Raw genomic sequence first — 15,154 nt, forward strand, 5'->3', positions numbered from 1 at the left:
ATATTTAAGCAGGAGATAAAGATATTATGGCAGGTTACAGAGCAGGACGTATGTCCGAAGATATAAGAAGAATAATATCGGGCAAAATGAGAGACCTTAAAGACCCAAGGATACACGGAGGAGATATGCTCACTATCGTCCGCTGCGACGTGGCAGGCGACGGCTCATTCTGTAAAGTGTATGTTTCAAGCTTTGAGGGCTATGAAAAGGCAAAGGAAGCCGTTAAGGGCTTTGAGTCGGCAACAGGATTTCTCAAAAGAGAGATATCAAACGTGCTGAAGCTGAAAAAATGCCCTGAGCTTAAATTTATCGCAGATAATTCTATCGAGCATTCAGCAAAGATAAACAAACTTCTTAAAGAAGTTCTGCCCGAAGAAGAAAAAGAAGAGAAAGACGGCGAAGAGTAATAGAGGAGAAAGGATATTATGACATTTCAGGATATTCTTAAAATATTTGAAGAAAATGACAATTTTCTTATTTTAACTCATAAAAGCCCCGACGGCGATACGCTTGGTTCAGGCTTTGCCCTGTGCGCTTTTCTGAGAGATATGGGGAAAAAGGCTAACGTTGTAAATTCCGACAGCTTTCCCGAAAGATATGATCTTATCTATGAGAGCTATTACCCTCAGGAATTTGATGTGAAGTACGTTATCGCAGTGGATATCGCAGACACAAATCTTCTTGGCAGCAACCTTTCAAAGTATGCCGAGGAGGGTGCGATCGACCTTTGCATCGACCACCACATCTCAAACAAGTATTTTGCAAAGCAGTCATATGTAGAAGCAGACGCTTCTGCCGCAGCACTTATCATGTATAAGATATTCAAAGCTTCAGGCAGAAAGATATCACGTCAGATAGCGAGATGCCTTTATACAGGCATTGCAACGGATACAGGCTGCTTCAAGTATGAAAACACAACTCCGCAGGCTCATATCGCCTGTGCAGAGCTTATGTCATATGGCATAGATTTTGCTTATATCAACAGAAAAATGTTTGATGTAAAAAGCAAGGGCAGACTTATGGTGGAGCAGTCCGTTACAGCGAATATGGAGTATTACTGCGGTGGCAAATGCTCTATGATAGTGCTTACAAAAGAGCTTATGGAGAAAAGCGGCGTTGACGCTGCCGAGTTCGAGGGACTTGCTTCTATACCATTGTCCGTTGAGGGCGTGAAAATAGGCATAACAGTTAAGCAAAGACACGAGAACGTCTTTAAAATATCAGTAAGAAGCGACGATGAGATAGACGCTTCTGCATTCTGCCGTGAGTTTGGCGGCGGAGGACACATAAGAGCCGCAGGCTGTGAGATAACAGGAAGCCTTGAAGAAGTCAAGGCTAAGCTTCTCAAGCAAGCGGAAAAGGTCTTGGGCTGATGAGCTTGGATAACAGCAAGGATAATATCTGCGGCATTTTGCCTGTAAAAAAGCCCGAGGGCTGGACTTCTTTTGACGTTATCGCAAAGCTCAGAGGAGTTCTAAGGATAAAAAGATTGGGTCATTCAGGGACCCTTGACCCCATGGCAACAGGTGTTCTGCCTGTTTTCGTTGGCAGAGCCACAAAAGCCTGCGATATTATCCCCGACAGACGAAAGGTCTATACCGCAGGCTTTCAGCTTGGGGTAAGCACCGATACCTTAGACAGCACAGGAAAGACGTTAAAAACAAGCGACAAGGCAGTTACCAGAGCCGACCTTGAATGTGCAAAAAGCAGTTTTGTAGGCGATATTATGCAGGTGCCGCCTATGTATTCTGCAATAAAAGTGAACGGCAAAAAGCTCTATGAGCTTGCAAGAGCAGGCAAAGAAATAGAGCGTGAGCCGAGAGCTGTCCATATCGACAGCATTGATATAATAGAATATGACGAAGCTTCACGCAGGGGCGTAATGAAAGTTGATTGCGAAAAAGGTACTTATATACGCTCCGTTATCAGCGACATAGGTGAAAAGCTTGGCTGCGGCGGAATGATGACTTCTCTTGAGCGTTCCTATTCAGGGGGCGTTGATATAAAGGATTGCTATACCATAGAGGAGATAGCCGAAATTTGTGAGCAGGATAAGCTGTCACAAATGCTTATCCCCCTTGACAGAGCCTTTGTAAGCTACGAAAAAACTACCCTTGGACAGTGGGAAACAAAGCTTTATAGAAACGGAGTAAAGCTCAGACCTGAGCAGACAGGGATAAAAGACCTGTCTGAGGACAAGCTCTACCGTGTCTACGGCAGTGATAACAGCTTCCTGGGTATCGGCACTTTTCATGAGGGCAGCTTCAGAAGCTTCAAAAATTTCTGATAATTTGTTTTATTCGGAGGGATATTTTGACGGATATAACAAACAGCGGGTTTATCCCCGAAAAAAGGACAGTTTGCGCTCTTGGACTTTTTGATGGAGTCCACAGAGGACATCAGCTCATAATAACAACGGCTGTGAAAAAGGCTCAGAGCTTTGACGGACATTCGGCAGTTTTCTGTTTCAAGACCGACACAGTGACCTCAAAAGGTCATGACGGCAGGATAGAAATGCTTATGAGCGACGAGGAAAAGCATAAAAAAATGGCAGAGCTTGGGGTCGAAGTGCTTTTCTCACCTGATTTTGCAGAGTTCAAAGGAATGTCACCGGAGGATTTTGTGAAAAAGGTGCTGAAAGAAAGGCTCAATTGCAGCGGCGCAGTGTGCGGAAACGATTTTACATTCGGCAAAGGCGCACAGGGCAAGGCTGTTGACCTTAAAAGGCTCGGTGAAAAATATGATATAGATGTGGAAATAGTAAGTCCACTGCTCATGGGCGGTGAGGTCATAAGTTCCACTGAGATAAGAAGATGCGTCCGTGAGGGCGAGATAGCCAAAGCAAATGAAATGCTGGGTTATCATTTTGGATTCTGCCTTGAAGTGGAACACGGCTTTCAACGTGGCAGAACGTGGGATTTCCCCACGATAAATCAGCAGATACCAAAGGGCAGGGTAATGCCGAAATTCGGCGTTTATTGCTCCGCTGTTGAAATAGACGGAAATAAGTATGCAGGCGTGACAAATATAGGCGTAAAGCCTACCGTCCATGTTGAAACAGCTCCCCTTGCAGAAACCTTCATCATGGATTATCATGGGGATCTTTACGGCAGAAAGCTAAAACTTGAACTGCATGAATTTCTCCGCCCCGAAAAAATGTTTGACAGCTTTGACAGCCTCCGTGAGGAGATAGCAAAAAACAAAGAGCAGGCGGTCAGATATTTTGAGGAAAATAAAATATGACAAGTGAAGATTTGCCAAGACGAAAGAAAATACGTCTTGAGGGTTATGATTATTCTGCGAACGGCTTGTATTTTGTGACGATATGTGTTACTGAAAAATACCAAGTCCTGTGGGAGAATGTAGGGGCGAACAGTGTTCGCCCGCTGACTGCAAATGAAATTCTGCACCCAAAACTTTCTGTTACAGGAAAACTTGTAAAGAGAAAACTCACAGAGATATCTGAGCACTATCCCGACGTTTTTGTAGAGATGTCTTGTATCATGCCTGACCATGTGCATATTATAATCAAAATTGAAAAACAGCCGAAAAACGGGCGAACACTGTTCGCCCCTACAAGTGAAACACCGACACTTTCAAGGGTCATAAAACATTTCAAAGAGGCTGTCACAAAAGAACTAGGTTATTCCATATGGCAAAAATCTTTTTATGATACGATAATCAAAAACAGAAAGCAACACGCAGAAATAAGGCAGTATATTGCAAATAATCCTGCGAAATATGTAAAAATTGCATTTGATGAGCAGGATATGAAATAAGACTCTAATTTTGAAAGGAAGATATAAATGAACAAGGTAAGAACAAGATTTGCACCTTCACCAACAGGTTATATGCACATAGGTAACCTGAGAACAGCACTCTTTACCTATCTTATTGCAAAGCAGAACGGAGGAGACTTTATTCTCCGTATCGAGGATACAGACCAGGAACGTTACGTTGACGGTGCTGTTGAGGTCATCTATAAGACACTTAAGGACGTTGGTCTCAACTGGGACGAAGGTCCTGATATCGGCGGACCTGTAGGCCCTTATATCCAGTCACAGAGAATGGGTATGTTCAAGAAATATGCCGAGGAGCTTGTTGAAAAGGGCGAGGCTTATTATTGCTTCTGCGACAAGGAAAGACTTGAGGAAGTAAGAGCCATTCAGGAAGCAAGCGGTATCGCTCCAATGTATGACAGACATTGCCGCAACCTCTCACCTGAAGAGATAAAGGAAAAGCTTGACGCAGGTGTTCCTTATGTTATCAGACAGAAAATACCTACAGAGGGCGAAGTTACTTTCCATGACGAGCTTTACGGCGATATCACTGTTGACTGCTCTACCCTCGACGACCAGATACTTATAAAGACAGACGGTATGCCTACCTATAACTTTGCAAACGTCGTTGACGACCACCTTATGGGTATCACCCACGTTGTTAGAGGTAACGAGTACCTTGCTTCTGCACCTAAGTATAACCTGCTCTATAAGGCTTTCGGCTGGGAGATACCAACCTATATCCATGTTGAGCATATCATGAAAGATAAGCAGCATAAGCTTTCAAAGAGAGACGGTGACGCTTCCTATGAGGATCTTATGAAAAAGGGCTACCTTAAAGAAGCCGTTATAAACTATATCGCTCTGCTTGGCTGGGCGCCAAAGGGCGAGAACGAGATATTCTCACTTGAAGAGCTTGTTAAGGAGTTCGATATCCACGGACTTTCTAAGTCCCCTGCTATCTTCGATCCTGCTAAGCTTAAAGCTATCAACGGCAAGTATATAAAGGCTATGACCCCTGAGAAGTTCGCTGAGTATGCTATCCCTTATATCAAGCAGTCAGTTCATAGAGAGGACGTTGACCTTAACGAGATCGCAAAGCTCTTGCAGGCAAGAACAGAGCTTTTCACAGAGATACCTGAAATGGTAGACTTTATCGACGCTCTCCCCGAGTATGATATAGCTCTCTATACACATAAGAAGATGAAAACGAACCCTGAAAATTCTCTTGAATCTCTTAAAGAAGTTCTCCCTGTTCTCGAGGGCGTTGAGGACTGGACAGAGGAAAATATCCATGACGCACTCTTTGACCTTATCGGCAAGCTTGGCGTAAAGAACGGTATCGTTCTGTGGCCTCTTAGAGTTGCAGTTTCAGGTAAGGCGTTCACTCCGGGCGGCGGTGTTGAGATATCATATCTCATCGGCAAGGAAGATACTCTTGCAAGAATAAGAAAGGGCATTGAGAAGCTGTCATAATAAAAACTACGAAAATGTTGAACGTGTGTAGGGGCGAAATAATTTCCAAACAAGTGGGCTGTCGGATCTCTGCAAAGCAGAAATTGCACCGCTCCCCTACAAATTACATAGATACATCGCTTTTAGACAGATAAATAATTCAACAGCGGAGCATTTTGAGTATTTGCTACTTTAAATTTACTTAAAATGCTCTGTATTTCGTACAGCTATCACTCCCCTGTCACATAAGTATTATAAAATTGTAAAGACTTATGAATGCTTTTCCTAAGAGGAGGAAATAAAATGATAGAGGTTATAAACCTTACCAAGAGATACGGCGACAAAAAAGCTGTCGATAATATCTCTTTTAAAGCGGAGGACGGCGAAGTTCTCGGCTTCCTCGGTCCTAACGGAGCGGGAAAATCCACCACCATGAATATCCTTACAGGCTACATATCCTGTACAGACGGCAAAGCCCTTATAGACGGCGTAGATATCCTTGAAGACCCTATCAAGGCTAAAAAGCAGATAGGCTATCTCCCTGAGCTTCCGCCTCTTTATATGGATATGACCGTAAAAGAATATCTCTATTTTGTCTATGACCTTAAAAAGTGTAAGCTTCCAAAGGTGTCACATCTTAAAGATATATGTGGACTTGTAAAGATAGACCATGTTTATAACAGAATAATCAAGAACCTGTCAAAAGGTTATAGACAGAGAGTAGGTCTTGCTCAGGCTCTTATCGGCAACCCAAAGGTTCTTATCTTGGACGAGCCTACAGTAGGTCTTGACCCTAAGCAGATAATCGAGATAAGAACTCTTATAAGAAAGCTCGGCAAAAATCATACCGTTATCCTTTCTTCCCATATCCTCTCTGAGGTGCAGGCTGTCTGCGATAAGATAATAGTTATCAACGAGGGCAAGGTCGTCGCAAACGATACAGAGGAACACCTCTCACAGAAGCTCTCAGGCGAGCATAAGCTCACTGCAAAGATACAGGGCGATAAGGATAAGATCGTCAGAGCAATGCAGGGCATAAAGGGCGTTGAAAAAGTCATCTGCGACGCAAGCCATAAAGACGGCGTGAACGATATAAGAATAGAGGCAAAAGAGGGCGTGGATATCAGACGTGACGTCTTTGAAACAGTTGTTAAAAACGGCTGGTATATGCTTGAACTTAAGACCTCTGAGCTTTCACTTGAAGATATATTCCTCAAGCTCACAATGGGCGAGGCTTTGCCTGCCCTTGAAAATACTTCCGATAAGGAGGAAAATGACTAATGGGCGCAATATTCAGACGAGAGGTAAGAAGCTATTTTACCTCACCTATCGGTTATATATTCCTTGCGGCATTCTATGCCTATTCAGGCGTAATGTTTGCAAACTACAGCCTTGAAAGCGGCTATACAAGACTTGATTCCGTTTTCAGTGCGCTTCTTATAATCATAATAGTGCTTATACCTGTCCTCACCATGAGGACCATATCCGAGGAAAAGCGAACAAAAACAGACCAGTGTCTGCTCACCGCCCCTGTGGGTCTTGGCAGCATAGTTGTAGGTAAATTCCTTGCCGCTTTCCTTATCTATATCATAGCTATCGCTATCACAGGCGTTTTTGCAGTTGTCGTATCCGCTTTCGGTACGCCTGACTGGAACGTCGTTGTGGGCAATATCGTCGCTCTGGCACTTGTTGGCGGCGCTTATATCGCTATCGGTATCTTCTGCTCATCTTTCACAGAAAACCAGATAGTTGCCGCAGTAATAAGCTTTATCGCACTTATCTTCGTGTCGTTCCTGTCAACTATAGGCAATCTTCTGCCTTTTGAATGGCTCACAACAGTGTGCGAAAAGGTGTCATTCGGCGAGAGATATTATTCATTCACCTATGGACTTTTTGATTTTTCTAACGTTGTGTTCTTTCTGAGTGCAATAGTGGCATTTCTTTTCCTCACGGTGAGAGTGCTTGAAAAACGCCGCTGGGGCTAAAGGAGGGCTGTTTAAATGGAAGAGAATAATAACGAAAAGATCTCTGTATCAGGAGCAGACCTGCTTAAAGACGTTGTAGCAGACGAAAAGGCAGCAAAGACCGCTCCAAAGGATACAGAAAAGGATAAAAAAGATAAAGACAAAAAGAAAGATAAAAAAGAGAAAAAGACAAAGGACGGCAAAAAGTTCAATGCCAAAAAGCTCAAGCATGGAACAATGGCAACAGTGTTCACCTGCGTTTTTGTCGCTCTGCTTGTCCTAGTGAACGTTGTCACAACAATGCTTTTTGACAGATATCCTATCACTATCGACCTGACTACAAATAAGATATATTCAGTTTCAAACGATACAGAGGATTATGTAAAGAAAGTGAACGTTGACGTTCAGGTAACTATCTTCGCAGACGAGAATACTTATACAAATTACAGCTCTTATAATAAGCAGGCTGTTGAGCTTTTGAAAAACTATTGTAAGCTCAATCACCATATCACATATCGTTTCGTTGATATCGACTCACACCCTGAGATAGTTAAGGAGTATACCGATACTATCAGCCAGTTCGATATGATATTTGAAACAAAAACAAAGGTTGACGGCAAAGAGATAAGCCGAACAAGAAAACTTGGTATGCTCGACCTCCTTACATTCACAGACGAGTTCGAGCAGAAGCTGTCACAATCAGGCTACAGCATAGATACCCTTGCCCAGCAGGCAGGCGGCGACCTTTCATTCCTGTCCTATTACGGCAGCTATGTTGAGTCCTCAAACGCAGAGCAGGCTTTCACTTCTGCACTTATGACAGTAACAGACCCTAACCCTGTCTATGTTACTGTCCTCACAGGCAGAAGCGAGCTTACACAGCTCACATATTTCCAGACGCTTCTTACAGCTAACGGCTATAACGTGAACACGGTGGATATAACCTCCGAGGATATCCCTGCCGATACAGACGTTGTGGTTATCCCTGCTCCTAAGACTGACTATCTGGAGGAGGATATCAAAAAGGTCAGCGACTTCCTCAATAATGACGGAAATCTTGGCAAACAGCTCCTCTATATCGCTTCTTACGGTCAGGAGGACACCCCGAATCTTGATGAGTTCCTGTCAGAGTATGGACTTTCTGTCGGCAAGGGCGTTATCTGCGAAAGCGACTCAGGCAAGTATTATAACTCACCTTGCGTAACAGTTGCGTCAGATGTGTCCGATAACTTCACACAGGACGTTTCTACAGAGAACCCAGCTATCCTTTCAGCACTCTGCCGTCCTGTAAACACACTCTTTGACGAGCAGGATATGGTGTCTACAGACGCTTACCTCAAGTCCTCAGATTCTGCCTATACCGCAAATGTTGATATATCACAGACCACAGGTCAGGTGAATATAGGCGATGCTCTGGTAAAGGGTCAGCAGAATTATATGGCTGTCGGCTCAAAGGCAAAATTTACAGACGATAACAAAACTCTCTATAGCAATGTTATCGCAGTAGGTTCAGAGGGTATGCTGTCTGATACCTACTTGCAGTATTCACAGTATCAGAACAGCGAGTATTTCATAAGCGTTATAAACGGCCTTACTGGAAAGACCGCAGGTATCACTATCACACCAAAAACTATCACAGGCAATGTTTTCGATATCACTCAGCAGCAGAAAACAGTTCTTAAATGGACATTCTGCCTTGGCGTACCTGTTGTAGTTCTTATAGTGGGTATCGTTATCTGGGCAAGAAGAAAGAATAAGTAAAACACAGAGGTAATCACAAATGAATGGTAAATTGCAGGGTATCATTATCTGCGGAGTCACAGCCGCTTGTCTGGTGGGAGTAATGGCGTTTCTCAACTCCACCTCAGGCAAATCAGACGCAGACTCCAGCTCATCGTCAACAGCGGCAGTTTCAAGTCAGGACGAGAGCGTTGTTATCCTTACAAAGTCAAGCGACGATATAACAAGCGTAAAGGTTTCAAACGAACATGGCGAGTATTCCGTTAATAAGTCCGAGTCAGGTAAATCCACATGGAGCATACCTGAGCTTGGCACTCTCAATGCAAATGCCAACGCAGAAGCTTCCATGATATCGAATCTTGACGGCTTCAAGGCGAAAAAGCTCGTTGAAGAAAACGTTGAGGATATGTCAAAATACGGTCTTGATAAGCCCACAGCAGATCTCACAGTTGAATACAGCGACGGCACTGCCACTACCCTTCATGTAGGCTCTGTTTCACCAAGCAACGAAAGATACAGATATGTGAGCCTTGACGATGAAAAGACCGTCTATATGGTAATGGGAACAAAGCTTTCATACTATACAGATCCAGTGACCGCATATGCGAACCTTACTTTGCTCACAAAGCCGGCTGACGACGATTGGCCTGACTATGGCAAGGAAACAGTTACAAGAAAAGATCTGGACTATGAAATGGCGTTTGAAAATAACCCGAACGAGATAGAGGGACTTTCAGGTCAGGTAATGACAGAGCCTATCTTCTCATACCTGAACATCACAAATTCTTCAGCAACTACCCATGGTATGTGGGGACTTACAGCACAGAGCTGTGAGGTCATCGCACCTGATGAAACTGCAATGAAGGAGCATGGACTTTCCGACCCGTTCGCAACAGTAAGACTCTCGGGAGACGGCTATGACTATACCCTTAAAATAGGCGACCCTGTCTATGCTACCGCAGGCGACAGCAGTGAAACAACAGATACAGTGTCTGCATATTATTGCTACTTTGAGGGCGTAAAGGGCGTTGACGCTATATACCTCGTTTCAGCCGATAACCTTCCATGGGCAACGATCAAAGCAGAGGACGTTATCACAAGCCTTATGACTTCAAACTACCTTGTTGACCTTAAGAACGTTGAGGTAGTCTATAATGGTAAAAAGACCGTTTATGAGGTGGAAAGCTCAGGCACAAGTGCTGATACAGATTCTGACGGCAAAACTACCGCACAGGTAACAAAGGTCACAACAGACGGCAAGGAACTTGACGTTGACAACTTTAAGACCTTCTATCAGTATCTTATGGGTTGCCCGACAAATGAGATTTACTTCACAGACCCTGAGGGCGAAAGCTATCTGACTATAACATTCGACCGCAAGGACGGCAAAAAGGACGTTATGGAGATTTATAAGGATTCTTCAAGACGTTCTGTAGTCAAGCTAAATGGTCAAACCTCATTCAGAATACAGTCAACTTGGGTAGATACGTTCGTTGCAAATATGGACAGACTTCTTAAAGGCGAGGCTGTGGACGATAACTATTAAAACGCATATCCCATGCTAAGCATATGATCTGACGGGCGAACAGCGTTCGCCCCTACGGTCTTGTTTCGACAGCTTTCGCAAAGAATATGTGATACAATATGTATCCCACATAAAGCAAGGCTGAAAACCTGCGCAAAAAAGTTGTCAAAAGCTCTTTTAATTATGTGAAAAGTATGGTATAATAAAATAGTAAACAAAAAGAGAAATATATTATGAGAAAGGCGGAGAGATAAATGGCAGAAGAAAAGAAAGCTTTTTTCACCTATAAGGGCGTTCCACTGGTGAGAAAAGGTAATAATATCTATTTTGGAAATATGTATGACGAGTTCGTAGTCATGATAGAAATACTTTCTACAGAAAAGGTCGGCGGTATCGACGTTGCAAATAAGGTAAGAATAAGAAAATTTGCAACAGACAGCACACTGCCTCCGAATAAGCAGATAGTTAAGGTGGCAGAAAAATCAAGCCTCTATGAAGCTCTTGATTTTGCCTGCGCATGGCTCAAAGTATCATAAAAACATAATAGAAACGACCGGCGTGTATCTTCGTGATACACGCCGGTTTTGTATGTGTTGTATGCTATTCAACATTAGGTCTTGTTATAAGGGGCATTATCTCATCTATCATTTCCTTTGGCAAATTGTAATCCTGAAATTCGCCTGTATCATCTTTTATGCTAAAATTGCATATTTTACTTTCAGAGTGCATACCGCCTGAGGTGTCCCACGAATACTGTGAAACATCAATAACACAAATGCTCTCATACGCATCACTTGATTCATCCTTTTCGAGAGAGATTCCATAAGCGTCTGCACCGCCGTATTCTAAGCCGTCAATGTAAGGATAATCCTTGCATACCGATTTAGCGTTCTCTATCCACGCAGTTATCTTGTCGATAGTGTCCTTGTCTGTTATCTCATATGGTTCTTCTCCATACCAGTGATAAATATAATATGCCGAAATTTCAGTGCTGTCGGGTGAACTGTCAGCATATTCACTGCTGTCTACATATTTGAAGTCGCCCTCCTGACCCCACTTGCCGAGAGTGTTTTCATCAAGCCAGCAAGGACCGCTTGTAAGTCCGGTCAGATTGCTGTTGTCGTCATATTCCCATTCTACCGCCAATATAACTGTGCCAATTTCAGTCACAACTATTTTATACTCTTTTTCGCCTGTCCAATAAGCAACATCCTCTTTGATAATGTCATCCTTGCCGGGATTCCACTTTTCAAAAAGAGCATACATATCATCGCAGTGGAGCTGTATGTGATTGCCTGCGGTGATCTCAAAATAATAGCTGTTTGTGTCACCGTTAAGGTAGTATCGACCTTCTTTGACCTTTATGTCCGAAGCGTCAGGCACGTCATAAGAAACATCGTCATCGGCGTTAGCTTCCTTTTCTTGCTGTTCATCAGACATTTTTTGATAAAACACAAAACCAAATACTATAGCCAGTATTACAATTGCAACTATTAGCACGATTTTAACAGGCTTGCTGTTACATATCTTTGCCATAGTATCTACCTCCTATAATTTATTATATACACAATATACCATATTTTCGGCACCACTGTCAATATCCAATATATACAAATAAATATCAGTTATTAGTGCCTTTTGGACAATGACAAAAAGCATGACGATTTTCAATCGTTTAAGTTTCAAAAGTCTACAATCCCGAAAAAGTTTTTTGAAAATACGCCCATTTTTTTGGCTTTACCCCCTTGTAAAGCTATCGGAAGTATGCTAAAATAATATAAGCGTTATGAATAATGACGGGATCTATGAGGGAAACGTTTACGCCATTTTGGTGAAACGTTTACAACTTTAAAATATTGAAAAGGAGCGTATAAAAAATATGCAGTATGGTTATTTTGACCTTGAACACAAGGAATACGTCATCACAAGACCTGACACACCTGCACCTTGGGCTAACTATCTCGGCTCACCAGAGTACGGTGCTATCGTATCCAACAACGGCGGCGGATACAGCTTTGTAAAGAGCGGTGCTAACGGAAGAATAATCCGTTACCGTTTCAACTCAAATATCGGTCTTCCTGGCAGATATATCTACATCAGAGATAACGACGCCAAGGATTATTGGTCATGCACATGGCAGCCTGTAGGCAAGCCTCTTGATCAGTATAAGACAGAGTGCCACCATGGTACAGCTTATACAACTATCAAGTCTGACTATGCAGATATCCACTCCGAGCTTACATATTATGTTCCTCTGAACAAAACATATGAGGTATGGAGAACTAAGATCACAAATAACTCTGACAGATACAGAAACCTTTCAACATTCGGCTTTGTAGAGTTCACAAATGAGAACAACTACGAGCAGGATCAGGTAAACCTCCAGTATACACTGTTCATCACAAGAACAAGCTTTGAAGGCAATAAGATCGTTCAGCATATCAATGAGAACAGCGGTAAGGACGAGAACGGCTCTAACTGGAGAGAAAGATTTTTCGGCGTAGTTGGCGCTCCTGTTTCCGCTTATAACGGTAACCTGGACAGCTTTATCGGCTCTTACAGAACATACGGCAACCCTGTTGCAGTTGAAAGAGGCTTCTGCGATAACAAGCTCAACTATAACTCAAACGCTTGTGGCGCTCTTCAGTCTGACATTATCCTTGCTCCTGGCGAAACAAAGGAGATAATCTATGTTGTTGGTCAGAAGAATCCAAAGGTAGCAGACGAGATACTCGCTGCATATAACGAGCCTGGCAAGGTAGACGCTGAGGTAAAGGAGCTTATCGCTTACTGGCATGGTCAGCTCAATAACTTCCAGATCGAAACTCCTTCTGACGAGTTCAATAACATGGTAAACGTATGGAACGCTTATCAGTGTTTTATCACATTTATCTGGTCAAGAGCTGCATCATTCATCTATTGCGGTCTGAGAAACGGCTATGGCTATAGAGATACAGTTCAGGATATCCAGGGTATTATCCATATCAATCCTGAGCTTGCTGCTGAAAAGATCAGATTTATGATCTCTGCACAGGTAGATAACGGCGGCGGACTTCCACTTGTTAAGTTCGACCACAAGGCAGGCCACGAAACTTGCCCGGACGAGAACGACGAGAACTCTATCTACGCTAAGGAAACAGGTCACCCATGCTATAGAGCAGACGATGCTCTCTGGCTCTTCCCAACAGTTAATAAGTATATCGGTGAGAGCGGAAACAAGGCGTTCCTCGATGAGGTTATCGTATACGCAAACGGCGGCGAGGATACAGTTTACGAGCATCTTAAGAGAGCTATCAACTTCTCAATGGAAAGACTTGGTGCTCATACAATGCCAGCAGGTCTTTATGCTGACTGGAACGACTGCCTCAGACTTGGCAAGAAGGGTGAGTCAACATTCGTTGCATTCCAGCTCTACTATGCAATGAGCATCATCAAGGGCTATGCACTTGACAGAGGCGATAATGAGTACGCTTCATATATCGATAAGGTACAGCCTGAACTCGGCAAGAGCCTTGAAGCTTGCTGGGACGAGGATAGATTTATCAGAGGCTACAGAGAGAACGGCGAGATCGTTGGCGCTAAGAAGGATCCAGAGGCTTCAATGTGGCTCAACCCACAGTCTTGGTCAGTTATCTCAGGCTTCGCATCTGAGAAGCAGGCTGAAACTGCTATGGAAAAGGTACACGAGATACTCAATACTCCATTTGGCGTAAAGATCATGGAGCCACCTTATGTAGATCATTACTTTGACGGTGCTCTCATGCACATCTTTAACCCTGATACAAAGGAGAACGGTGGTATCTTCTCACAGACACAGGGCTGGGCTATCCTTGCAGAGTCACTTCTCGGTCACGGTGACAGAGCATTCGAGTACTTCCTCGAGTCCTCACCTGCTAACATGAACGATAAGGCAGAAGTAAGAATACTTGAGCCATACGTTCACGGTCAGTTTACAGAGTCAACACGTTCACCATATGCAGGACGTTCACACGTTCATTGGCTGACAGGTACAGGCTCAACAGTAATGGTAGGCTGCGTAGAGGGTATCTGCGGTATGCGTCCAAACGCAGAGGGACTTGTAATAAGCCCATCTATCCCACACACATGGGACGGCTTCAAGATCGAAAAGAATTTCCGTGGCAAGCACCTTTCTATCGATATCCAGAACCCAGACCACGTTCAGAGCGGCGTAAAGTCTATGACAGTCAACGGCGAAGCAGTTGAAGGCAACTTCGTGTGCGAGTGCAAGATGACAGAGCAGACAAACATCGTTGTTGTTCTTGGATAATTGCTTTAATGCTTAAAACAATATAAAACTATCGGCAGCAGACGCTATCATGTGCCTGCTGCCGATTTTTTTCTCAAAAAAACTCCCGACAGTCGGAAAACCTGTCGGGAGAAGTCTTATTAAGGGGATCAATAAGTTATCGCTGTGTTTGTTTCTTTCAGCATATTTATTATATCATATCTATTTTCGTTTTTGTTAAGCTGGCTGCTTAGTTTTCACTAAATATTTTGTATATTCATAAAATATTATAACATTTATATTGCATAAAAGACGCAGTATAAAATTGTGTATCTTGCCTGTCTTGAAAAATCTTTTGCCAAAAAGCTTGACAAATGCCGCTATTTGTTGTATGGTTAGTTGCATGAGTAACTAACTAATAAACTTGTGAGAATAAAAGAAAAAA

General features: G+C 43.2%; 13 protein-coding genes. 12 read left to right on the top strand and 1 reads right to left on the bottom strand.

Features of this window, described 5'->3' with window-relative positions; all coding sequences use genetic code 11:
• Nucleotides 1-26 precede the first annotated feature (26 nt).
• From rbfA to WS40_RS00290, 11 genes are all read left to right on the top strand, one after another.
• Nucleotides 27-407 (top strand): 30S ribosome-binding factor RbfA, encoded by a 381-nt coding sequence (rbfA, locus tag WS40_RS00240; protein ID WP_038670210.1) that lies wholly within the window; start codon nt 27-29, stop codon nt 405-407.
• Nucleotides 408-425: 18 nt separating this feature from the next.
• Nucleotides 426-1,373 carry a DHH family phosphoesterase gene (locus WS40_RS00245; RefSeq protein ID WP_038670212.1) on the top strand — a complete coding sequence of 316 codons (948 nt, stop codon included), beginning with the start codon at nt 426-428 and terminating at the stop codon, nt 1,371-1,373.
• On the top strand, nt 1,373-2,287 hold the full coding sequence (gene truB / locus WS40_RS00250) for a tRNA pseudouridine(55) synthase TruB (RefSeq protein WP_195249118.1): 915 nt from the start codon (nt 1,373-1,375) through the stop codon (nt 2,285-2,287). Before WS40_RS00245 ends, truB begins: the two co-directional genes overlap by 1 nt.
• 26 nt (nt 2,288-2,313) lie before the next feature.
• Entirely contained in the window at nt 2,314-3,243 is a 930-nt protein-coding gene (ribF, locus tag WS40_RS00255; protein ID WP_046439157.1) for a riboflavin biosynthesis protein RibF, read from the top strand.
• Nucleotides 3,240-3,779 carry a transposase gene (locus tag WS40_RS00260; protein ID WP_046439159.1) on the top strand — a complete coding sequence of 180 codons (540 nt, stop codon included), beginning with the start codon at nt 3,240-3,242 and terminating at the stop codon, nt 3,777-3,779. The genes ribF and WS40_RS00260 overlap by 4 nt, the downstream gene beginning before the upstream one ends.
• Nucleotides 3,780-3,806: 27 nt before the next feature.
• Nucleotides 3,807-5,255 carry a glutamate--tRNA ligase gene (gene gltX, locus WS40_RS00265; protein ID WP_022287263.1) on the top strand — a complete coding sequence of 483 codons (1,449 nt, stop codon included), beginning with the start codon at nt 3,807-3,809 and terminating at the stop codon, nt 5,253-5,255.
• A 282-nt stretch (nt 5,256-5,537) separates the two neighbouring features.
• Nucleotides 5,538-6,515 carry an ABC transporter ATP-binding protein gene (locus tag WS40_RS00270; RefSeq protein WP_046439161.1) on the top strand — a complete coding sequence of 326 codons (978 nt, stop codon included), beginning with the start codon at nt 5,538-5,540 and terminating at the stop codon, nt 6,513-6,515.
• Entirely contained in the window at nt 6,515-7,219 is a 705-nt protein-coding gene (locus WS40_RS00275; RefSeq protein ID WP_022287265.1) for an ABC transporter permease subunit, read from the top strand. The genes WS40_RS00270 and WS40_RS00275 overlap by 1 nt, the downstream gene beginning before the upstream one ends.
• 15 nt (nt 7,220-7,234) lie before the next feature.
• On the top strand, nt 7,235-8,959 hold the full coding sequence (locus WS40_RS00280; protein WP_022287266.1) for a GldG family protein: 1,725 nt from the start codon (nt 7,235-7,237) through the stop codon (nt 8,957-8,959).
• Nucleotides 8,960-8,978: 19 nt separating this feature from the next.
• Nucleotides 8,979-10,484, top strand: a complete 1,506-nt coding sequence (locus WS40_RS00285) for a DUF4340 domain-containing protein (RefSeq protein WP_046439163.1) — start codon at nt 8,979-8,981, stop codon at nt 10,482-10,484.
• Between the two features lie 233 nt (nt 10,485-10,717).
• Entirely contained in the window at nt 10,718-10,999 is a 282-nt protein-coding gene (locus tag WS40_RS00290) for a hypothetical protein (RefSeq protein WP_022287268.1), read from the top strand.
• Between the two features lie 64 nt (nt 11,000-11,063).
• On the opposite strand, the gene WS40_RS00295 is transcribed toward WS40_RS00290, so the two are convergent.
• Nucleotides 11,064-11,999 (bottom strand): hypothetical protein, encoded by a 936-nt coding sequence (locus WS40_RS00295; RefSeq protein WP_046439166.1) that lies wholly within the window; start codon nt 11,997-11,999, stop codon nt 11,064-11,066.
• A 343-nt stretch (nt 12,000-12,342) separates the two neighbouring features.
• On the opposite strand from WS40_RS00295, the gene WS40_RS00300 reads away from it, so the two are divergent.
• Nucleotides 12,343-14,751: a GH36-type glycosyl hydrolase domain-containing protein gene (locus WS40_RS00300; RefSeq protein WP_046439168.1), complete on the top strand. Its 2,409-nt coding sequence runs from the start codon at nt 12,343-12,345 to the stop codon at nt 14,749-14,751.
• Nucleotides 14,752-15,154: the final 403 nt, after the last annotated feature.

It is taken from the genome of Ruminococcus sp. N15.MGS-57 (assembly GCF_000980385.1).
Classification (GTDB): Bacteria; Bacillota; Clostridia; order Oscillospirales; family Ruminococcaceae; genus Hominimerdicola; species Hominimerdicola aceti.